Source organism: Cellulosimicrobium sp. I38E, from assembly GCF_001647255.1.
In the GTDB taxonomy this organism is placed as follows: Bacteria; Actinomycetota; Actinomycetes; order Actinomycetales; family Cellulomonadaceae; genus Cellulosimicrobium; species Cellulosimicrobium cellulans_E.
The window spans coordinates 82,736-103,926 of the sequence record NZ_LUAZ01000061.1; the positions used below are offsets into that span (position 1 = coordinate 82,736).

The 21,191-nt window shown below is 72.5% G+C and carries 20 protein-coding genes; 11 read left to right on the forward strand and 9 right to left on the reverse strand.

Translation table 11 applies throughout. From position 1 onward, the window contains the following. Positions 1-7 precede the first annotated feature (7 nt). Together A0J59_RS17580 and A0J59_RS17585 are read left to right on the forward strand one after the other, a co-directional pair. Positions 8-838 (forward strand): ABC transporter ATP-binding protein, encoded by an 831-nt coding sequence (locus A0J59_RS17580; RefSeq protein WP_053371784.1) that lies wholly within the window; start codon positions 8-10, stop codon positions 836-838. Next, positions 835-1,599 carry an ABC transporter permease gene (locus tag A0J59_RS17585; protein ID WP_064316959.1) on the forward strand — a complete coding sequence of 255 codons (765 nt, stop codon included), beginning with the start codon at positions 835-837 and terminating at the stop codon, positions 1,597-1,599. The genes A0J59_RS17580 and A0J59_RS17585 overlap by 4 nt, the downstream gene beginning before the upstream one ends. Before the next feature lie 138 nt (positions 1,600-1,737). Here the strand turns inward: A0J59_RS17585 and A0J59_RS17590 are convergent, their stop codons facing one another. From A0J59_RS17590 to A0J59_RS17615, 6 genes are all read right to left on the reverse strand, one after another. Next, positions 1,738-2,910, reverse strand: coding sequence for an ABC transporter permease (locus tag A0J59_RS17590; RefSeq protein ID WP_082919150.1), 1,173 nt, complete (start codon positions 2,908-2,910; stop codon positions 1,738-1,740). Positions 2,911-2,913: 3 nt separating this feature from the next. Next, on the reverse strand, positions 2,914-3,897 hold the full coding sequence (locus tag A0J59_RS17595) for an ABC transporter permease (RefSeq protein ID WP_047232284.1): 984 nt from the start codon (positions 3,895-3,897) through the stop codon (positions 2,914-2,916). 5 nt (positions 3,898-3,902) lie between these two features. Beyond that, positions 3,903-4,706, reverse strand: coding sequence for an ABC transporter ATP-binding protein (locus tag A0J59_RS17600; protein WP_064316960.1), 804 nt, complete (start codon positions 4,704-4,706; stop codon positions 3,903-3,905). Further along, positions 4,706-5,596: an ABC transporter ATP-binding protein gene (locus A0J59_RS17605; protein ID WP_064316961.1), complete on the reverse strand. Its 891-nt coding sequence runs from the start codon at positions 5,594-5,596 to the stop codon at positions 4,706-4,708. Before A0J59_RS17605 ends, A0J59_RS17600 begins: the two co-directional genes overlap by 1 nt. 77 nt (positions 5,597-5,673) lie before the next feature. Then, positions 5,674-7,344, reverse strand: a complete 1,671-nt coding sequence (locus A0J59_RS17610) for an ABC transporter substrate-binding protein (protein ID WP_047232281.1) — start codon at positions 7,342-7,344, stop codon at positions 5,674-5,676. 118 nt (positions 7,345-7,462) lie between these two features. Continuing rightward, on the reverse strand, positions 7,463-9,988 hold the full coding sequence (locus tag A0J59_RS17615) for a beta-glucosidase (protein WP_064316962.1): 2,526 nt from the start codon (positions 9,986-9,988) through the stop codon (positions 7,463-7,465). Positions 9,989-10,247: 259 nt separating this feature from the next. On the opposite strand from A0J59_RS17615, the gene A0J59_RS17620 reads away from it, so the two are divergent. From A0J59_RS17620 to A0J59_RS17635, 4 genes are all read left to right on the forward strand, one after another. Beyond that, on the forward strand, positions 10,248-10,973 hold the full coding sequence (locus tag A0J59_RS17620; protein WP_082919151.1) for a TetR/AcrR family transcriptional regulator: 726 nt from the start codon (positions 10,248-10,250) through the stop codon (positions 10,971-10,973). 99 nt (positions 10,974-11,072) lie between these two features. Beyond that, positions 11,073-11,960 carry a formate/nitrite transporter family protein gene (locus A0J59_RS17625; protein WP_064316963.1) on the forward strand — a complete coding sequence of 296 codons (888 nt, stop codon included), beginning with the start codon at positions 11,073-11,075 and terminating at the stop codon, positions 11,958-11,960. Positions 11,961-12,093: 133 nt separating this feature from the next. Next, positions 12,094-13,413 carry an aspartate kinase gene (locus tag A0J59_RS17630; RefSeq protein ID WP_064317003.1) on the forward strand — a complete coding sequence of 440 codons (1,320 nt, stop codon included), beginning with the start codon at positions 12,094-12,096 and terminating at the stop codon, positions 13,411-13,413. Between the two features lie 14 nt (positions 13,414-13,427). Beyond that, positions 13,428-14,546, forward strand: a complete 1,119-nt coding sequence (locus A0J59_RS17635; RefSeq protein ID WP_064316964.1) for an aspartate-semialdehyde dehydrogenase — start codon at positions 13,428-13,430, stop codon at positions 14,544-14,546. A 91-nt stretch (positions 14,547-14,637) separates the two neighbouring features. On the opposite strand, the gene A0J59_RS17640 is transcribed toward A0J59_RS17635, so the two are convergent. After that, positions 14,638-15,045 (reverse strand): VOC family protein, encoded by a 408-nt coding sequence (locus tag A0J59_RS17640; protein WP_047232276.1) that lies wholly within the window; start codon positions 15,043-15,045, stop codon positions 14,638-14,640. Between the two features lie 126 nt (positions 15,046-15,171). Continuing rightward, a complete protein-coding gene (locus A0J59_RS17645; RefSeq protein ID WP_064316965.1) occupies positions 15,172-15,849 on the reverse strand; it encodes a hypothetical protein in 678 nt (225 codons plus the stop codon). 199 nt (positions 15,850-16,048) lie between these two features. Between A0J59_RS17645 and A0J59_RS17650 the strand changes: the two genes are divergently transcribed. The 5 genes from A0J59_RS17650 (at position 16,049) to A0J59_RS17670 (ending at position 20,198) form a co-directional block, all read left to right on the forward strand. Further along, complete coding sequence (locus tag A0J59_RS17650; protein WP_053371777.1) at positions 16,049-16,462, forward strand: GntR family transcriptional regulator; 414 nt, start codon at positions 16,049-16,051, stop codon at positions 16,460-16,462. A gap of 5 nt (positions 16,463-16,467) precedes the next feature. After that, entirely contained in the window at positions 16,468-17,466 is a 999-nt protein-coding gene (locus tag A0J59_RS17655) for an ATP-binding cassette domain-containing protein (protein ID WP_082919152.1), read from the forward strand. Continuing rightward, the gene (locus A0J59_RS17660; protein WP_064316966.1) at positions 17,463-18,254 is read left to right on the forward strand and encodes a hypothetical protein; all 792 of its coding nucleotides are present in this window, start codon (positions 17,463-17,465) and stop codon (positions 18,252-18,254) included. The genes A0J59_RS17655 and A0J59_RS17660 overlap by 4 nt, the downstream gene beginning before the upstream one ends. Before the next feature lie 85 nt (positions 18,255-18,339). Then, on the forward strand, positions 18,340-19,395 hold the full coding sequence (locus tag A0J59_RS17665) for an ABC transporter ATP-binding protein (RefSeq protein WP_082380154.1): 1,056 nt from the start codon (positions 18,340-18,342) through the stop codon (positions 19,393-19,395). Continuing rightward, on the forward strand, positions 19,392-20,198 hold the full coding sequence (locus A0J59_RS17670) for an ABC transporter permease (RefSeq protein ID WP_052877527.1): 807 nt from the start codon (positions 19,392-19,394) through the stop codon (positions 20,196-20,198). Before A0J59_RS17665 ends, A0J59_RS17670 begins: the two co-directional genes overlap by 4 nt. 3 nt (positions 20,199-20,201) lie before the next feature. On the opposite strand, the gene A0J59_RS17675 is transcribed toward A0J59_RS17670, so the two are convergent. Further along, complete coding sequence (locus A0J59_RS17675; protein ID WP_053371776.1) at positions 20,202-21,092, reverse strand: LysR family transcriptional regulator; 891 nt, start codon at positions 21,090-21,092, stop codon at positions 20,202-20,204. Between the last annotated feature and the right edge of the window lie 99 nt (positions 21,093-21,191).

Below are 21,191 nucleotides of genomic sequence, written 5' to 3' on the forward strand. Positions count from 1 at the left end.
CCTGGACATGTCTGTCGACCAGTCCCTCGCGCCCGCCGTGCGGGTACGAGGCATCGAGAAGTCGTTCGGCGACCTGCGCGTGCTGCGCGGGGTCGACCTGGACGTGACCACCGGGAGCATCTTCGCGCTGCTGGGGTCCAACGGGGCGGGCAAGACGACGCTCGTGCGGATCCTGTCGACGCTGCTCACGCCGGACGCCGGGACCGCGAGCGTCCACGGGCACGACGTCGTCGACCAGCCCGGGCAGGTCCGGGAGTCGATCTCTCTCACCGGGCAGTTCGCCGCGGTCGACGAGGTCCTCACGGGCCGGGAGAACCTCGTGCTCGTCGCGCGCCTGCGCCACCTGAAGGATCCCGGCCACGTCGCGGACGACCTGCTCGCCCGCTTCTCCCTGACCGACGCGGGCTCGCGCCGGGCGGGGACGTACTCCGGCGGCATGCGCCGCCGCCTCGACATCGCGATGAGCCTGATCGGCGACCCGCCGGTCATCTTCCTCGACGAGCCCACGACCGGCCTGGACCCGCAGGCGCGCATCGAGGTCTGGGCCACGGTGCGCGAGCTCGCCCAGGGTGGCACGACCGTCCTGCTCACGACGCAGTACCTCGACGAGGCAGAGCAGCTCGCGGACCGGATCGCGATCCTGCACCGCGGCACCATCATCCAGAACGGCACCCTGGCCGAGCTCAAGGCGCTCCTGCCGCCCGCGCAGGTCGAGTACGTCGAGAAGCAGCCGTCCCTGGAGGACGTGTTCCTCTCCCTCGTCGGCGAGACCGGCGAGGACCCCACGACCCCGACGACCGCCGAGGGCACCCAGCCCGCCGGAGAGGAGCTCCGATGACCACGCACGTCCTGGCCGACACCCGTGTCCTGACCGGCCGCTCGCTGCGCCACATCCTGCGCAGCCCGGACACGATCATCACGACCGCCGTCACCCCGATCGCGCTCATGCTGCTGTTCGTCTACGTCCTCGGCGGCGCGATCGACACCGGCGCCGCCGGGTCGTACATCGACTACATGCTGCCCGGCATCCTGCTCATCACCGTCGCCTCGGGCGTCGCGTACACGTCCTACCGGCTGTTCCTCGACCTCCAGGGCGGCATCTTCGAGCGCTTCCAGTCGATGCCCGTCGCGCGGTCCAGCGTCCTGTGGGCGCACGTGCTGACGTCGCTCGTCGCGAACCTCGTCTCGGTGACGATCGTCGTCGGCGTCGCGCTCCTCATGGGGTTCCGCACCGGGGCGTCGATGGGCGCCTGGCTCGCCGTGCTCGGCATCCTCGTCCTGTTCACGCTCGCCCTGACGTGGCTCGCGGTGGTCGCCGGCCTCTCCGCCAAGACGGTCGACGGCGCGTCGGCGTTCAGCTACCCGCTGATCTTCCTGCCGTTCATCAGCTCCGCGTTCGTCCCCACGGACACCATGCCGGCGCCGGTCGCGTGGTTCGCGGAGAACCAGCCGGTCACCGCGATCGTCGACACGCTGCGCGCGCTGTTCGGCGGGCAGCCCGTCGGCTCCGACATCTGGGTCGCGCTCGCGTGGCTCGTCGGGATCCTCGCCGTCGCGTACGCGTGGGCCGTCGCGATCTACCGGCGCAAGATGCGCTGACCGGGGGACGCGAACGGTCCCGGCACGGTGGAGGCGTGCCGTCCGAGCCAGGGGCGTGGCGCGGACGGCGTCCCGTGCCGGGACCGTCTGCCGGTGAGGGGCCGTGGTACGGCCCCTCACCTGTCTGTGCGGCGACCGCTACGCGGAGCGCTCGGGCCGGCCGGCCGGGATGACGTCCGGTCCGCCGGTCGCCTGGTCGGCCTCCGTCACCGCACCGATGTCGTCGCCGTGCACCGGCGCGCCCGGCAGGTCGACGTGCGGGGAGTCGGGCGGGGGCGGGGTGACGCTGCCCTCGAGCAGGTCGGGGCGGTCGGCGACGGTCGTGATGCCGCTCGAGACCTTGTAGCCCTTCTTGCGCATGGCGCGCGCCCGCTCGCCGGCCGACCGCAGGCGCGGGTTCACGTACTCGTCGATCCCGAAGTTGATGAGCGACAGGGCCATGCCGAGCAGCGCGATGCACAGGCCGGCGGGGACGTACCACCACCAGTAGTCGGGGAACGCGCCGTTCTGCTGGGCCCAGAAGAGGATCGTGCCCCAGTTGAGGTTCGTGATGGGGATGACCCCGATGAAGGCGAGCGTCGTCAGGCCGAGGACCGCGGCGGTCACGGTGCCGACGAAGCTCGACGCGATGATCGCGGTGAGGTTCGGCAGCATCTCGACGGCGATGATGCGGTGGATCGGCTCGCCGTTCGCCCGTGCCGCCTGGATGAAGTCCCGGTTCCGGAGCGACAGCGTCTGCGCCCGCAGGACGCGCGCGCCCCACGCCCAGCCCGTGATCGCGAGCACCGTGGAGACGAGCAGGAGGCTCGGGTTCTCCTGCTGGGACGCCACGATGATCATGAGCGGCAGGCCCGGGAGCACGAGGAAGACGTTCGTGAGCGCCGAGAGCGACTCGCTGCGCCAGCCCGCGATGTACCCCGCGGTCACGCCGATGATCACCGCGACGAGCGTCGCGATGATGCCGGAGACGAACCCGACGACCAGCACGCCCCGCGTGCCGTAGATGATCTGGCTGAGGACGTCCTCGCCCATGTGCGTCGTGCCGAGCAGGTGCTGCGCGGACGGCGGCTGCTTGAGTGCGGTGAAGTCCTTCTCGAGCGGGCCGTAGGGCGCGAGGAGGTCGCCGAAGATCGCGACGAGCGTGAACACGCCGAGGATGATCAGGCCGGTGAGCGACTTGCCGTTGCGGAACATCGCGAACGACGCCCCGGCACGGCTCGCGAGGCCGCGTCCGGAGGAGCCGCCCGGGGGGGCCGGCGGGGTCGCGGGCGCGGTGGCCTCGCTCGTCGCGGTCGTGGTGGTGGACGTCATGGCTCAGGCCTCCGTCTGACGCGTGCGCGGGTCGAGGGCGGCGTAGGCGACGTCCGCCAGGATGTTCGCGACGAGGACCGAGAGCGTGATGACGAGGAAGAGTCCCTGCATCAGCGGGTAGTCCTTCGCGTTGGTGGCGTCGAGCAGCAGCTTGCCCACCCCGGGGTAGGAGAAGACGAGCTCCATGACGAGCGTGCCGCCGACGATGAAGCCGAGGGACAGGGCGAAGCTCGAGAGCTGCGGCAGCACCGCGTTGCGCGACGCGTAGCGCGTGAGCACCTTGCGGGGCGGGAGGCCCTTGGCCTGGGCCACCGTCACGTAGTCCTCGTCGAGGACGGTGATCATCATGTTCCGCATCCCGAGCACCCAGCCGCCGAGCGACGCGACGACGATGGTCAGGGCGGGCAGCGTGCCGTGCTGGATCACGTCCCAGGCGAACTCCCACGACCACTCGGGCGACGCGCCCTTGCTGTACGCGTGGGACGCCGGGAACCAGCCGAGCATGCTCGAGAAGACCGCGATGGCGATGAGGCCCATCCAGAAGTACGGGACGGTCGAGAAGAACGTCGAGATGGGCACGATCGCGTCGGCCTTGCTCCCGCGGCGCCAGCCGATGATCGCGCCGAGGCCGCTGCCGAGGAAGAAGCTGAGGATCGTCGCGATGCCGACGAGCCCGAGCGTCCACGGCAGGGCGGCGGCGATCACGTCGCCCACGGGGGCGAGCCCCTTGGAGAACGAGCGACCGAGGTCGCCGCTGAGCATGAGGCCCCAGTAGTCGATGTACTGCTGGAAGAGCGACCGGCCGTCGTCGAGCCCGAAGAGGGTGCGCAGCGACTCGGCCGCCTCGGGGCTGATCTTCCCCTGGTTCTTCGCGAGGTACGCGGAGACCGGGTCGCCCTTCATCATGCGGGGCAGGAAGAAGTTGATCGTGATCGCCGCCCAGGCGGTGAACAGGTAGAAGGCGGTGCGGCGGGCGAAGAATCGCAACGGGATCAGCTCCTCGACGATGCGGGGCCGGTGCCGGAGAAGTGGACCTCCGGGTTGGGCGAGGCATCGCGTAGCGCGCGGGTGTAGGGGTGCTGGGGCTCGAGGATCACGTCGTCGGCCGGCCCGTGCTCCACGACCTTGCCGTGGTGCAGGACCATGATCTCGTCGCTGAAGTGGCGCGCGGTCGCCAGGTCGTGCGTGATGTAGAGGACCCCGAGGTTCGCCTCGCGCTGGAGCTCGGCGAGGAGGTTGAGGACGCCGAGGCGGATCGACACGTCGAGCATCGAGACCGGCTCGTCCGCGATGAGCAGCGACGGGCGCGACGCGAGGGCGCGCGCGATCGCGACGCGCTGGCGCTGCCCGCCGGACAGCTCGTGCGGGCGGCGGTCCACGACGCCGCCGTCCAGGTGGACGCGGTCGAGGAGGCGGTGTACCTCGGCGTCGACGTCGTCCTTCGGGACCACGTGGTCGAGGCGCAGCGGGCGCTCGAGGTGGTGGCGGATCGTGTGGCACGGGTTGAGCGACGCGAACGGGTCCTGGAAGACCATGCGGATCTGCTGCCGGTAGCGGCGCAGCGCCCGTCCCCGGCGGGGGATGGGGGCGCCGTCGAGCAGGATCTCGCCGGACGTGGCGCGCTCGAGCTGCGTGAGGATCTTCGCGATCGTCGACTTGCCGCTGCCGCTCTGCCCGACGAGCGCGATGGTGCGCCCCGAGGTGAGCGTGAAGCTGACGTCGTCGAGCGCGAGCAGGTCGCCGGAGCCCCGGACCTTGTACTTCTTGCTGACGTGCGAGAACTCGAGGGTGGTCATCAGACCTGGCCTCCTGCGCTGGTCGTGGCAGTGCTCGCGGCCGCGGCCGCGGGCTCCGACCGGCCGCGCACGAACCCGCCTCGCTCCCCGGTGAGGCTCGGGAACGAGCCGAGGAGCGTGCGCGTGTACTCGTGCTGGGCGTGGTGGTAGATGTTCGCCGCGGTGTCGAGCTCGACGATCCGGCCCTGGCGCATGACCGCGATCCGGTCCGAGATCTCGAGGAGCAGCGGGAGGTCGTGCGTGATGAAGATGACCGAGAAGCCGAACTGCTTCCGCAGGTCGGAGATCTGCTGGAGGATCTCGCGCTGCACGAGGACGTCGAGCGCCGTCGTCGGCTCGTCCATGATCATGAGCTGGGGCTTGAGCGCCAGGGCCATCGCGATCATGACGCGCTGGCGCATGCCGCCGGAGAGCTCGTGCGGGTAGGAGCGCAGCCGGTCGCGTCCGACGCCGACGAGGTCGAGGAGCTGGGCGCTCTCCTCGGTCCGCTCGGCCTTGCTCATGCGGGGGCGGTGCGCCTCGAACACGTCGCCGAGCTGCTTGCCGACGGTGGCGACCGGGTTGAGCGCGTTCATCGCCCCCTGGAACACCATCGACGCCTTGTCCCACCGGAAGCGGCGCATCGCGTCGTCGTCCAGCGCGTTGAGGTCGACGTCCTCGCCCGACTCGTCGTGGAAGATCGCCGATCCCGAGGGGATGACGGCCGGCGGCTTGAGGAGCCGCTGGATGCCGTACGCGAGCGACGTCTTGCCGCAGCCGGACTCGCCGGCGAGGCCGAGGATCTCCCCGCGGTGCAGCGTGAGGGAGACGTCGCTGACGGCCTCGACGGGCGGGTCCACGTCGTAGACCACGCTGAAGTGCGAGACGGTCAGCAGGGGTTCGGTGTTCACGGGTCCTACCTGTTTCTGTGCTGGGGCCGGGCCGCACCGAGGCTCGCGCGGCGCGCGCCGCGCGAGCCTCGGTGCCCTCACTCGGCCGGCTTGAGCTGGGTGAGGATCAGCACCGCGGTCGGCTGCGTCGGGTCCGCGTTGATGTACGGGTCGTCGTCGCTCGGCCAGCCGACGTAGTTGCGCGTGTTGAACTCCGTGATGAACGGGCGTGTGCCGATCGGCATGACCGGGACCTGCTCCACGAAGATCTTCTGCGCCTCGGCGATGGCCGTCGCGCGGTCCTCGTCCGTCGTCGCCGCGAGGTACGCGTCGAGGGCGGCCGTGGCCTCCGGGCTGTCGAAGCGGCCGAAGTTGTAGTCGGCGGCCTCGCCGATCGGCTTGAGCCAGCGGGCGTCCATCGTGTCGCTGTAGATGTCGTACGGCGTCGCGCCGGTCTCGGTCCAGTGCAGGATCGCGTCGAAGTCGCCCGTGCCCTTGGCGGCCCACCACGAGTCCGAGTCGGGCGTGTCGACCGTGGCCTCGACGCCGATCGCCTTGACCGACTCCGCGATGAGGCTGATGCCGGTGACGTAGTCGTTCCAGCCCTGCGGGACGCTGAGCTGGAAGGTGACGGGCTCGCCGTCGGGGTCGATCAGGGCGTCACCCTCGAACGTGTACCCGGCGTCGGTGAGGACCTTCTTGGCGCCGTCGACGTCGACCTCGTACTCCTCGCCCGCGAACTCGTCCGAGATGAACGGGTCGCCGGCCGGGGTCGGCAGTCCCGTGACGGAGGTGAGCAGGGGGACGCCGCCCTCGCGGGCGATCTGCTGGTGCTGCTCGCGGTCGATGACCATGTTGACGGCCTGGCGGAACGCGACGTCGTCGAACGGCTTCTTGGTCGTGTTGACGAACATCGCGTCGATGCCGAGACCGGCGGGGGCCCAGTACACGTTGTGCTCCGGGTCCTTGTCGACGAACGCCGACTGCACGTTCGGGAGGAACGCCTGCGCCCAGTCCGCGTCGCCGTTGGCGAGCGCGGTCGTCAGGGCGCTGTTGTCGTTGTAGGAGACGTAGTACAGCGTCGGGACCGCGAGCTCGCCGCCCCAGTAGTCGTCGCGCGCGTCGAGCTGGACGCTCTCCGTGCTGAAGCTCGTCAGCGTGTACGGGCCGGTGCCGACGGGGTCGGGGTTCGTCTCCGTCGTCGGGTCGGCGACGCCCTCCCACACGTGCTTCGGGACGACGAACCGGTGCAGCACCTTGTCCTGCTTGGCGAACATCGGCGTGCCGAACGTGACGGTGACCTTGTCGCCGTCCACGGCGACGTCCTTGATGTCGAGCGCCGCGGTGTTGAGCTCGGGCGTGTCGACCAGGATCTGGTACGAGTACGCGATGTCGTCGGCCGTGAGGTCCTTGCCGTCGCTCCACTTCACGCCCTCGCGGGTCGTGAGCGTCACTGACGTGTAGTCCTCGGACCACGTGATCTCGGACGCCAGCCACGGACGGACCTCGTCCGACGGGTTGACGACGTTGACGATGCCGACGGGCTCGTAGATGGCGTTGACGTAGCCGAGCTTGAGCGCGGACGAGTCGCCGATCCACGGGTTGTTCGACTCGGTCGCGATCGCGCCGTCCGGCTTGGCGATGGTGAGGGCGGCGCCCGCGCCGGAGCCGGTCGTCTCGTCGTCGTTGTTGCCGCCCGTCGACGAGCAGCCGGTCAGCACGAGTGCTGTCGCGATGCCGAGGGCGATCGCGGAGGCCTTCAACCTCATGAATCTCTCTCCTTCGAGGGAACATCGTCCCCGGCGCGGTGCCGGGGCGGTGGAGCGTACGGGTGAAACGGAAGGTGGCGTGGGGCGCTGGGTCGCCCCGCGTGGACCGCGGTCCGGGCTACTCCTGTTCGGTGGTGCTGCCCTGCACCCGGACCGCGGTGTCCAGGCGGAGGTCGTGGACGGAACGCCCCACCCGGAGCCGGTAGGTACCGGCCGGGAGGTGCCAGCGTCCGCTGTCGGTGTCCCACACCTCGAGCTGACGGCGGGGGACGGTCACGGTGACGTCGGCGGAGGCCCCCGCGGCGACGTCGACGACGGCGAACCCGCCGAGCCAGCGGACCGGGCGGTCGCGCTCGGCGACCGGGGCCGACGCGGGCGCGACCGGGGGCTCGACGTAGACCTGGACGACCTCGCGGCCGTCGCGGGACCCGGTGTTGGTGACGCGGACCGTGAGGATCACGTCTCCGTCGGGCGTGCGGGCGGGCAGGTGCTCGGCCTCGTCGGACGCGTCGTACGACCACGTCGTCCAGCCCAGACCGTGCCCGAAGGGGGCGGCGGGGACCGCGCCCGAGCGCTCCCACGCGCGGTAGCCGACGTGGACCCCGTCGGCGTACTCGACGACGCCCTGGTCGGGGACCGCGTGCGGGACGGGGACGTCGGCCTCGGCGGCCGGGAGGGTCCAGGGGAGGCGGCCGGCCGCCTCGACGGCGCCTGCGAGCACGTCCGCGATCGAGTGCCCGGCCTCCTGGCCGGGGAACCAGACCCACAGCACGGTGCGGGCGCGGTCGAGCCAGGGGAGGAGTACGGGCGCGCCCGCGTTGACGACGACGACCGCGTCCGGGTCGGCGTCGAGGATGCGCTCGACGAGCTCGTCCTGGCGGCCGGGCAGCGCGAGCGACGTGCGGTCCCAGCCCTCGGACTCGACCTCCTCGTTCGTCCCGACCACGACGACGGTCAGGTCGGCGGCGCGGGCGGCCTCGACCGCCTCGGCGATCTCCTGCTCGGCGCTCGGCGCAGGGACGCGGTGGCGCAGCTCCGCGCGGACGAGGTTGCCGTAGCCCTGGGCGCGCGTGACGAAGAGCGAGGCACTGACCCGCACGCGCCGCGGCGCGTCGACGTGCACGGTCGCGGGGACGCCCGCCGGGTTGTTGATCGACGAGTCGAGGATGACCTCGACGCCGGAGCGGCGGTCGTCCTTCGCGACGACGACGCCGTCGATCTCGATCGTGTGGCCCGGGACCGTGCCCACCTCGAGCACGTGGTCGCCGGGCTCGTCGAGGAGGACGTCGACGTCGAGCACGACGGTGTCGACCTCGGCGGGCAGGTCGCGCAGGAACCCGTCCCAGCGGGGCAGGACGGACTTGCGGAGCGTCGCGCCCTCGGCGTCGAGCCACGTCACCGCGACGGCGGCCCCGTCGGCGCTGCGTCCTTCCACGTCGAGGCGGGGGGCGAACCGGCGCGCGTCACCGCCGCGGGCCACCGTGAGCGTGGCGTCGGGCCAGCGCGCGGCCAGGCCCTCGGCGGGGGTGACGACGTGCGCGGGGTTGACGGTCGAGCTGCCGCCGCCGAGCACGTGCGGGCGCACGGCGTTGGGGCCGACGAGCGCGATCGACCGCGGCGCGGGCCGGTCCCAGACGGGGTTCTCGGCGTCGGAGCGCAGGACGACGGTGCCCGCGGCGGCGGTGCGGCGGACCAGGGCGCGCAGGTCGCCGTCGTGCGTGACCGGGCGCGCGGGCTCGTCGAGCGCGCCGACGCGACGCGCGAGCAGGAGGATGCGCGCGACCTTGTCGTCGATCTCGCGCTCGGGGACGCGGCCGTCCTCGACCGCGCGGACGAGGGCGTCCTCCCACGGGCCGCCGGGTCCGGGCATGACGACGTCGAGCCCGCCGTTCGCGGAGAGCTCGGTCGTGTGCGTCGCGACCCAGTCCGAGACCACGGCGCCGTCGAACCCGAGCTCGTCCTTGAGGACGTCGGTGAGCAGGTGCCGGTGCCCGGTCATGGGGCCGGACTCCACGCCGTCGTCCACCTGGTTGTAGGCCGCCATGACGGACCACGCCCCCGCCGCGACCGCGTCCTCGAACGGTGCGAGGTAGACCTCGCGCAGCACGCGAGGGTCGACGTGCGACACGTACGACGTGCGCTGGGTCTCGGAGTCGTTGGCGACGTAGTGCTTGACGCACGCGGCGACGCCCTGGTCCTGGAGCCCGCGCACGACGCTGGTGCCGATCTGGGCGGTGAGGTACGGGTCCTCGGAGTAGCACTCGAAGTGCCGTCCCCCGACGGGCGTGCGCTGGATGTTGACCTGAGGGGCGAGGACGACGTCGACGCCGTGCGTGCGCGCCTCGCGGGCGAACGCCTGACCGGTCTCGTGCGCGGCGGCCCGGTCCCACGTCGCGCCGATCGCGCTGGGGGAGGGGAAGAGGATCGAGGTCTCGCCCTCGACCTCGCTCGTGCCGCGGACCCCGACGGGCCCGTCGGACATGACGACGGGGCGCAGCCCGAGCTCGTCCAGGGCGTGCAGGCGCCACATGGACCGGCCGGTGAGGAGGCGGACCTTCTCGCGGAGGGGCAGCTCCTGCGCGCGGGTGCGCAGGGTGTCGAGCTCCGCGGGGTCGCGCTCTCCCGCGAGGGACTGCGATGTCACGTACGTGCTCCTCGTCGTCGAGTCGTCTGTCGAGCGGAGAACTTACCGTGCAGTCAGTAAGTTGGCAAGAATCTGCGTTTCCGCAGGTCAGATCGATATCTCACCGTGACATTCGGCGAGAGTGTGGCTCGGAGGTGGCGTCGCGTGCGTAGGATCACCCCCGGACGGCGACGGACCGAGGACGTGCTCGGTGCACGGAACGCCGACGTCGGCGCCGACGGTGGCGCACCGGGCACCACGACGAGGAAGTGACGAGGCGATGACCACGAGCAGGCGGCGCCCCCGCGTGCGGGAGGAGACCCTCCGGCGCCGCGAGGAGATCCTCAAGGCCGCCATGGCGACCTTCGGGAGCAAGGGCTACCACAACGGCCCCCTGGCGGAGATCGCGGAGCAGGTCGACATGACCCACGCCGGGATCCTGCACCACTTCGGGTCCAAGGACCACCTCCTCCTCGAGGTGCTGCGCTACCGCGACGAGAGCGACGTCGCCGGCCTCGACGGGCAGCACATCCCGGGCGGCATCGACATGTTCCGCCACCTGGTCCGCACGGCGTTCCTCAACGCGCAGCGCGCCGGGATCGTGCAGACGTACGCCGTGCTCTCCGCGGAGTCCGTGACCGACGACCACCCCGCGCGCGCCTTCTTCGAGGGCCGGTACCGCACGCTGCGGAGCGAGGCCGTCGAGGCGTTCGAGGCGCTGTGCGCGGAGCGGGGCGTCGCCGTCCCCGCGAGCGTCCGGCACGCGTCGGCGTCGATCCTCGCGGTCATGGACGGGCTCCAGGTCCAGTGGCTCCTCGACCCCACGCAGGTGGACCTCGGCGAGGCGAGCCAGTTCGCGATCGAGGCGATCGTCGCCGCGGTGCTCGACCCGCGACCGTCCCCGCTCGGCCTCGACGGCACGGGTGACGGCGAGCAGCCCGTGGCGCTCGACGGCGTCGTGCCCGCCGAGGCGGCCGGACAGCCCGTGGGGGCCGTGGGGGCCTGACCCCGGGCCCGGCGCTCCGTCGCCCGCGGACCTTCGGTCCCGCGTGGTCACGACCACGGGCCCTGTCCGGGGCGTCCGGCGACGGCGAGGATCGAGGTCGTGCAGACCCTCGCCCAGGCGTTGACCACCCAGTCGGAGGCGGCCCGGAAGAAGGTCGGCTCGGCGAGACGCCCGGCGCGCTACCTCGTCGCCGCGATGCTCGCCGGCGCGTACATCGGCGTCGGCGTCGTGCTCATGGTCGCGACGGCCGGGCCCTTCCTCGCGGCCGGGTCGCCGGGGGAGCGGCTGGTCGCCGGGGGCGTGTTCGCCGCGGCGCTGACCCTCGTCGTGTTCGCCGGGGCCGAGCTCGGGACCTCGGCAATGATGATCCTCGCCCAGGGCGTCGCGACGCGCGCCGTCCGGGTGCGCGACGCCGTCCTCACCCTCGGCCTGTGCCTCGTCGGCAACCTCGCCGGCTCGATGCTCTTCGCGTTCGCCGTGACGAAGGCCGGGGTGCTGCACTCCAACGCGGCCGCGGGGGAGATGGTCGCGTCCATGCTGCGCGCGAAGGCCCACGAGACCGGCGGCGAGCTCTTCTTCCGCGGCGTCCTGTGCAACCTCCTCGTGTGCGCCGCGATCTGGGCCTGCGGTCGCCTGCGTTCCGAGGCGGGCAAGGCGATCGTCCTGTTCTGGGCGATCCTCGCGTTCATCGCCTCCGGGTTCGAGCACGTGGTCGCCAACATGACGACCTTCTCGCTCGGCCTCCTCGGCGGCCTGGGCCCGACGACGTGGGCCGACTTCGCCCGCAACCTCACCTGGGTCGGCCTCGGCAACCTCGTCGGCGGCGCCCTCGTCGTCGGCCTCGCCTACGTCGTCGTCGCGGGCCCGGCGCGAGACGCCGAGCGGGGTGCGCGCTCGACGGACGCGACCTCGAGGCCGGTCGTGCTCCCCGTGCCGGCGATCCGGCGCGCGACCGCACCCCTCGACCGGAGCCATCGCGCGGGCTGACGCCGTCGCCGCCCGGCCCGCATGGCGGGACGGGCTTGGCCGGAGCGCGGGACGCGTGCGTATCATCGATCGACCCACAAGCACCCGGCGGGCCGTTGAGAGAGACGGAGGCCGGCGACAGATGGAGCAGCACGTGGCACTTGTCGTGCAGAAGTACGGCGGTTCGTCGGTCTCGGACGCCGAGAGCATCAAGCGCGTGGCCAAGCGCATCGCGCAGACCAAGCGGGCCGGTCACGACGTCGTCGTCGTGGTCTCGGCGATGGGCGACACGACGGACGAGCTCATCGACCTCGCGCAGCAGGTCACCCCCCTCCCGCCGCAGCGCGAGATGGACATCCTCCTCACCGCGGGCGAGCGCATCTCGATGTCGCTGCTCGCGATGGCGATCAACAGCCTGGGCGTCAAGGCGAAGTCGTTCACGGGCCAGCAGGCCGGCGTCATCACCGACGCCGTGCACGGCAAGGCGCGCATCGTCGACGTCGTCCCGCACCGCATCCGGGAGACGATCGAGCGGGGCCAGGTCGCGATCGTCGCGGGCTTCCAGGGCGTCACGCAGTCGACGAACGACGTGACGACGCTCGGACGCGGCGGGTCGGACACGACGGCCGTCGCGCTCGCGGCGGGCCTCGACGCCGACGTGTGCGAGATCTACACCGACGTGGACGGCATCTTCACGGCCGACCCGCGCATCGTCCCGAGCGCGCGCAAGATCGACCGCATCACGTACGAGGAGATGCTCGAGATGGCGGCGAGCGGGGCCAAGGTCCTCGCGCTGCGCTGCGTCGAGTACGGCCGCCGGTACGGCGTGCCGATCCACGTCCGCTCGTCGTTCAGCGGCAAGGAGGGCACGTTCGTCAGCGCGGACGCCTATTCCGCGCCCCGTCCCGCCGACGCCGCCCCCCGCTCCGCAGACCTTCCCGAGGAGACCGTCATGGAAGACCCGATCATCTCCGGCGTCGCGCACGACCGCAGCGAGGCCAAGATCACCGTCGTCGGGGTGCCCGACGTGCCCGGGACGGCCGCGCGCATCTTCGAGGTCGTCGCGGGCTCGGGCGTGAACATCGACATGATCGTGCAGAACGTCTCGGCCGCCCGGACGGGCCTGACCGACATCTCGTTCTCGCTGCCCGAGGGCGACGGCCCGGCCGCGATGTCGGCGCTGTCCGCGCTCCAGGGCGAGATCGGGTTCGACTCGCTCCAGTTCGACGACCAGATCGGCAAGCTCTCGCTCGTCGGGGCGGGCATGAAGTCGCACCCGGGCGTCTCCGCCAAGCTCTTCGGCGCGCTGCGCGACGCCGGCATCAACATCGAGATGATCTCCACCTCGGAGATCCGCATCTCCGTCGTGACCCGCGAGGACTCGCTCGACGACGCGGTGCGCGCCGTGCACACCGCGTTCGAGCTCGACGCCGCCGACGGCGAGGCCGTCGTCTACGCCGGCACCGGCCGCTGAGAGGACGAGGAACCATGAGCACCGAGAACCGTCAGGGCCTGCACGTCGCCGTCGTCGGCGCGACCGGCCAGGTGGGCGCCGTCATGCGCCGCCTCCTCGACGAGCGCGACCTCCCCGTCGCGAGCATCCGCTACTTCGCGTCGGCGCGCTCGGCCGGGTCGACGCTCCCGTGGCGCGGGACCGACGTCGTCGTGGAGGACGTCGCCGCGACCTCGACCGACGACCTGCGCGGGATCGACGTCGCCCTGTTCTCCGCGGGCGGCGCGACCTCCAAGGCGCAGGCGGAGCGCTTCGCCGAGGCGGGCGCCGTCGTCATCGACAACTCGTCCGCGTGGCGCATGGACCCCGACGTCCCCCTCGTCGTGTCCGAGGTCAACCCGGGTGCGCTGCGCGAGGCGCGCAAGGGCATCATCGCCAACCCGAACTGCACGACCATGGCCGCGATGCCGGTGCTCAAGCCGCTCGCGGACGAGGCCGGGCTCGAGCGCCTCATCGTCGCGACGTACCAGGCCGTGTCCGGCGCCGGTCTCGCCGGCGCGGAGGAGCTGCGCGCGCAGGCCGTCGCGGGCGCGGCGGCCGAGGGAACGGGTGCCGGGCTCGTCGGGCTCGTGCACGACGGCGGCGCGGTCGCCTTCCCGGAGCCCGCGGTCTTCCCGCGCAACGTCGCGTTCAACGTCGTCCCGCTCGCCGGGTCGATCGTCGACGACGGGCAGGAGGAGACGGACGAGGAGAAGAAGCTGCGCAACGAGTCGCGCAAGATCCTCGGCCTGCCCGAGCTCGCGGTCGCCGGGACCTGCGTGCGCGTCCCGGTGTTCACCGGCCACTCGCTCGCGATCCACGCCGAGTTCGGCGCCGCGATCACGCCCGACCGCGCGCGCGAGATCCTCGCGTCCGCGCCGGGCGTGGTGCTCGCGGACGTCCCGAACCCGCTCGAGGCGGCCGGCCAGGACCCGTCGTTCGTCGGCCGCATCCGGACCGACCAGTCCGTCCCCGGCGGGCGTGGCCTCGTGCTGTTCGTGTCGAACGACAACCTCCGCAAGGGCGCCGCGCTCAACGCGGTGCAGCTCGCCGAGCTCGTCGCGCAGGACCTCGACGCCGTCCGCGCGGCGTTCACCCCGGCCCTCGCGAAGTAGAGCCCCGGTCACCCGAGGTAGAGCCCTGGTACCGCGAGGTAGAGCCCTGGTCATCGACCAGGGCTCTACCTCGCGGGAGAAGGTCCGGGGCTCAGCCCTCGACCATGCGAGCCATGTTCTCGCCGTCGGCGAGGCCGACGATGTTGCCGGCCGGGTCGGTGAACCAGGCGCCGTCGCCGCCCTCCATGAATCCGCGCACGATGCCCTTCTCGTCCTGGTCGAACCCCTCGTAGCGCTCGAACGTCACGCCCTTCGCGGTGAGCTCGTCGACGACCTGGTCCACGTCGTCGACGGTGAGGTGCATGACCGTGAAGGCGGCCGGCCGATGGTCCTCCTTCGGGTAGACGAACACGTCCGAGCCGCCGCCCAGGTGGAGCACCAGACCGCCCCCGTCATCGAGTGCCGTGACGGGGAGCCCGAGGGTGCTCCCGTAGAAATCGCGCGCCGCGTCGAGGTCGTCCGCCGAGAAGCTGGAGAACCCGCGCCGAATGGTGACCATCGTCGTCTCACTCCTTCGTGACCGCCGGCGGCCGGAGGGCGTGACCCGCCGCGGACGCCGGATCCTCCCAGGGTCCCACCAGCAGGCCGCCGTGGGTACCGCAGGGAGCGGGTGAACGGTCCGCGGTCAGGACGTCGTGCGGGTCCCGAGCGTCGGGGCGAGCAGCCACAGCGCGGCCGCGGCGAGCACGTGCCAGACGGCGTGCCCCTGGAGCGTGACGCCGAGCGGCCCGCCGGCGTCGCACAGCGGCCACCCGGGACGCGACAGCGTCCCGACCCCGCCGCCCACGGCGAGGAGGGCGAGCGCGGCGACCGTGCGCCGTCGGACCGCGGGGCGACGCCACGCGCGCAGGGCGCTCGCGCCCACGGCGACGGTGGCGGCGACCACCTGCGCGGCGGTCGAGGCGGTGGGCGACGCCGCGGCGAGCGGCACGCCCAGCAGCGTCGGGGCGAGCCACCACCACGTCCGCAGCCGGCGCCCGGTCAGGTCCGCGACCGCGTCCGCGGCGACGAGCGCGAGCGCGCCGAGCAGCGGCGGGTCGTGCACGACCGGGTTCCACGACGGTGACGGTCCGTGCTGGACCACCGAGCCCGCGCCGACCAGGGCGACCAGGATCCCGAAGGCGACGCGCAAGCTCCGGGCCGCAGCGCCGTCGGGCAGGGGTGGTCCCGACGGCGTCCCCCGGCGAGCCCGGAGCGCCGCCACCACGATCGCCGCGCCCGCGACGACGAACGCGAGGCTCGTCCCTGTGCTCAGCGGCTCGGCCCAGGGCGTCCCGCCCGCAAGCTCGCACGCTGCGTCCACACCGCCTCCCGCGAGGTAGAGCCGTGGTCACTCCCAGGGTGCCTCCTCGCATGACCAGGCCTCTACCTCGCGAGACCAGGGCTCTCCCTCGACGTACCAGGGCTCTACCTCGCGAAGAGGTTGCGGCATCGTCCGCATCTGTGGTTCATTAGTGGAGTAATGAACCACAGAACACGCGAGGCGGGAGAGGATGGGGCCCATGTTCGACGGACCGGAACCCATCTACCTCCAGATCGCGCAGATGATCCGGGCACAGGTGCTCGCGGGCGAGCTCGCGGAGGAGGAGCAGGTCATGTCGACGACGCAGTTCGCGACGACGTTCCGCATCAACCCGGCGACGGCCGCCAAGGCGTTCGCCGGCCTGGTCGACGAGGGCGTCCTCTACAAGCGCCGCGGGCTCGGCATGTTCGTCGCCCCGGGAGCGCGCGAGCAGCTCCTCGCCGACCACCGTGCCCGGTTCTTCGACGAGGTCCTCGCGCCCGCGCTCGCGCAGGCCGACCTCCTCGACATCCCGACGGCCGAGATCGTGGACTACGTCCTCGGCCGGCCGCGACCCGCCGGCTCGTCCGGCGACCCTCGTACCGGCCCGACCACCGACCCCGCCCCGAGGTGAGACCCGTGACCGCCCGGCCCACCCGCCGCACCCCCGACCAGAAGCCGTCCACCCCAACCGCGACCACGGCCCCGGAACCCTTCGCCGCCGAGGTGCGCGACGTCGTCGTGCGCTACCCGCGCAGCAGCGACGACGTCCCCGCGCTGGACGGCGCGACGCTCACCGTCCGCCCCGGCGTCATCACCGGCCTCCTCGGGCGGAACGGCGCCGGGAAGACGACGCTCGCCGCCCTGCTCGCGGCGTTCCGCCGGCCCACCGCCGGGACGGTGCGCGTCGGTCCCGCGGGCGAGCTGGAGGACCCGTTCGAGAACGTGTGGGCGACCATGCACACGCAGCTCGTCCGCGAGAGCGGCGACGTGTGGGAGACCGACAAGGCCCGGGACACGCTCGAGTACTACGCGGACCTGCGCCCGCACTGGGACGCCGACCTCGCCGCCCGCCTGCTCGACGAGCTCGAGGTGGACGTCCGCAAGAAGCCGACCGAGATGTCGCGCGGCAAGCGGTCCGCGCTCGGCGCGGTCGTCGGCCTCGCGTCGCGCGCGCCCCTGACGATCTTCGACGAGGTCTACCTCGGCATGGACGCCCCGAGCCGCTACGCGTTCTACGACGCGCTCGTGGCGGACTACGCCGAGCACCCGCGCACGATCCTGCTGTCGAGCCACCTCATCACCGAGGTGGAGCGCGTGTTCGAGGACGTCGTCATCATCGACCGCGGTCGTGTCCTGCTCGCCGAGAACGCCGACGACGTCCGGGCCCGGGGCGTGAGCCTCACCGGCCCGGCCGAGGTGGTCGAGCGGCACGCGGCCGGTCGCGAGGTGCTCGCCCGGCAACGGCTCGGCGGCACGGCGCAGGTGACGCTCTTCGGCACGTTCACCGACGACGAGCGCGCCACCGCCGTGGAGGCCGGGCTCGAGGTCGGCGCGGTGCCCGTACAGGACCTGTTCGTCCACCTGACGCGCAACGGGCGCCCGGGTTCCGAGGCCGGGACGGAGACGACGCGATGACCGCCACGACCCACCGCACCGCCGAGCGCCGCGCTCTCGAGTCCGCCGCCCACCGGCGCGGCGTCAACGCCGTCGCCTGGTACTTCATCGGCGGCACCTGGTACGTCGGGGTCTGGTTCTGGGCCATCGCGCTCGCCGTCGGAGCGCTGATCCTCTGGATCATGGAGCGCAACGACGACGTGAGCATCGAGGCGGTCGGAGGAGTCGCCGGCTCGGCGAAGTTCTTCCTCTTCGTGATGGGGATCATCCTGCCCCTCATGACGATCGCCGTGCACGTGGCGTCGGGCGGCACGCGCCGCTCGTACACGCACGGGCTGTGGATCGGCGCGGCCGTGTCGGGCATGACGTTCGGCGTCGCGACGGCGCTCGTGAAGTGGGGCGAGTGGGCGCTGTTCCGCCGCTCCGGGTGGTCGACGGAGCCGGAGCTCGCGCAGCTCTACGCCGACGGCTCGCAGGTGGGCCTGGCGATGCTCGTCGAGGGGCTCTTCTGCGTCGTCTACTACCTCGCCGGCATGGTCATCGCTGCCGGCTTCTACGGGTTCGGGTTCCTGCGCGGCGTGCTCCTCGTGCTCGCGTCGCTCGTCCCCGTGGTGGTCAGCGAGATCTTCCTGCGGTCCGGGTTCTTCGGCCACGCGCTCGCGCGCGTCGTCGGTCTCGACGGCACCCCCGTCGCGCTCGCCGTCCTCGGCGGGGCGCTCGGGGTCGTGCTCGCCGCCCTGCTCCTGCGCGTCGTCCTGCGGGGCGTCGCGATCCAGCCGGTCGAGTTCGCCGCCAGCGCGAGCGCCTGACCGCTCTCAGCACCACACACCGAAGCCCCTCCCGGGCGGCGCGCCGCGCCGTCCGTGGGTGGCGCACACCCTCCAGGAGGCCACCATGAGCACCGCTCCACCGCCCACCGGCGCCGCGACCGTCGCGTCGCCCGCCCCGACCGGCGCCTCGTCGGCCGGCACGTCACCGGTCGTCGAGGTCCGGAACCTGCGCAAGACCTACCCGGGGCCCCGTGGCTCCGACGCCCGCAAGGTCGCCGTCGAGGACGTGAGCCTCTCCGTCGCGCCGGGCGAGATCTTCGGCATCCTCGGCCCGAACGGTGCCGGCAAGACGACGACGGTCGAGTGCCTCGCCGGCCTGCGCGAGGCCGACGGCGGTGCGATCCGCGTCCTCGGGGTCGACCCGCAGGCCGACCCGGCCGCGGTGCGCGACGCCGTCGGCGTCCAGCTCCAGGAGGCCGCGCTCCACGAGAAGATCACGGTCGAGGAGGCGCTGCGCCTCTTCGCGTCCTTCTACGAGGCCCCGTCGGACGTCGAGGAGCTGCTCGACCTCCTCGACCTCGCCGAGCACCGGCGCGTCGCGTTCGGCAAGCTCTCGGGCGGGCAGAAGCAGCGCCTGTCGATCGCCCTCGCGCTGGTCGGCGACCCGCGCGTCGCGATCCTCGACGAGCTGACCACCGGCCTCGACCCGGCTGCCCGCCGGGCGACCTGGGAGCTCGTCGAGCGCGTGCGGGACCGGGGCGTGACGATCCTGCTCGTCACGCACTTCATGGAGGAGGCGGAGCGCCTGTGCGACCGGCTCGTCATCATCGACGGCGGCCGCGTCGTCGCGCAGGGCACGCCCGCGGAGCTCATCGACTCGGTCGACACGTCGCGCACGGTGCGCCTGCGGGTGCCCCCGACCGACCACGACCTGACGCTCCACACGCTCGCCGGGCTCGCCGACGTCGAGCACGTCGAGGTGGACGGGCGCGAGATCGAGGTGACCGGGACGCGCCGGGTGCTGCTCGCCGTCGTGCTCGCGCTCGCCGAACAGGAGGTGGTGCCCGACGACGTCCGGACCGTCTCGCGGACGCTCGAGGACGTGTTCGTCGCCGTGACCGGCCGGACCTACGACCACGCCGCGGACTCCGCGGCCCCGCACGAGGGAGACGCACGATGACCGCCGCGACCACGACCCTGCCCCGCGTCCCGACCGCCCGTGCGGGGTGGCGGGGCTTCGGGACGCTCCTGCGGACCGAGGCCCGCCTGTTCCTGCGCGACGGCACGGCCGTGTTCTTCGCGCTCGTGTTCCCCACGGTCCTGCTCGTCGGCGTCGGGTTCGCGATCCCGGGCATGCGGGAGCCGATCACGGGGGCGGGCGCGCCCTGGGACGGTCTGACGGCGATCGCGACCTACGTGCCGATCGTCCTCGCCGCCGCGGTCGCCACGCCCGCGCTGACGACGATGCCCGTGACCTTCGCGACCGCCCGCGAGAAGGGGCTGCTCCGCCGGCTGTCGACGACGCCGATGCGCCCGCAGGGCGTCGTCGTCGCCCACCTGCTCATCAACCTCGGCGCGATCGCCGTGTCCGCGGTGCTCGCGCTCGTCGTGGGTCAGGTCGTGTTCGGCCTCGCCGCGCCGGTCAGCCCGCCGACGGTCGTGCTGGCCTTCGTGCTCACCGTCCTGTCCATGCTCTCGCTCGGCATGGTCGTCGCGGCGGTCGCGGCCAAGGGGAGCACGGCGTCGGCGATCGGGAACCTCGTCTACTTCCCGATGCTCTTCCTCTCGGGCATGTGGACGCCGGGGCCGATCATGCCCGACGTCGTGCGGGACATCGGGCAGTTCTCCCCGCTCGGGGCCGCCGCCCAGGCGATGTCGGCGGGCTGGTTCGAGACGGAGGTCCCGACGCTCCAGCTCGTCGTGATGGTCGCGTGGACCGCCGTGCTCCTCCCGCTCGCGGTGAAGCTCTTCCGCTGGAGCTGAGCCTCAGATCGCCCGCGAGCCCAGCTCGCGGGCGATCTGGGCGAAGGCACGGACCTCGGCGGTCTCCCGGTCGCGCGACCAGACGAGCACCCACTCGGTGTCGGGGACGTCGACGATCGGCACGTAGACGACGCCCGGGTGCGTGTAGTACCGCCGGACGTGCGCGTTGAGCGGGGTGACCGCCTCGCCCGAGGCGACGACGGTGAGCACCTCGTGGAACGTGCGCGCGACGGGCCCCCGCAGCACGGGGCGCCCGGCGGGCGTGCGGCGGGGCACCATCGCCTCCTCCCAGTACGAGGGGACGCCGGCGCCGAGGTCGAGCACCGTGTGGTCCCCGAGGGCCTCGACCGAGACGCCGTCCTCGCCCGCGAGCGGGTGACCCGCCGCGACCGCGAGGACGCGGCCTTCCGTGAGCACGCGCGGCCCCACGACGACGTCGGGCTCGCGCACGGGCGTCCACGTCACCTGCAGGTCGGCCACGCCCTCGCGCAGCGACCCGAACGGGTCCGAGAAGTGGAACTCACGGCGCTCGACCGAGCACCCCGGGTGCCGGGCGGTGAACTCGTCGACCACGGGCTGGAGCTCGTGGCCGACGATGCCCATCGCGGCGACGCGCAGGAGCCCGGCGGGGCGCTCACCGGTACGGCTGGCCGCGGCGATGCCCGACTGGATGAGCTCGTACCCCTGGCGCAGGTCGTCACGGAGGCGGGCGCCCACCGGCGTGAGCTCGACGCGGCGGCTCGTCCGCTCGAAGAGGGTGGTCCCCATGCGGCGCTCCTGCCGGCTGATCGCCTGGCTGACGCGCGCGGGGGAGACGTGGAGCCGCTCCGCGGTCCGGCCGAAGTGCAGCTCGTCCGCGAGCGTCAGGAAGATCTCGATGTCCCTCAGGTCCACGCAGCCACCTCTGCCTCCGTCTCCGCGCACCGTTCACACCGGGTGAACGATCGCCCCAGCATGCGTCATTGATCACGTATCGGCGGAATCCGAGGCTGG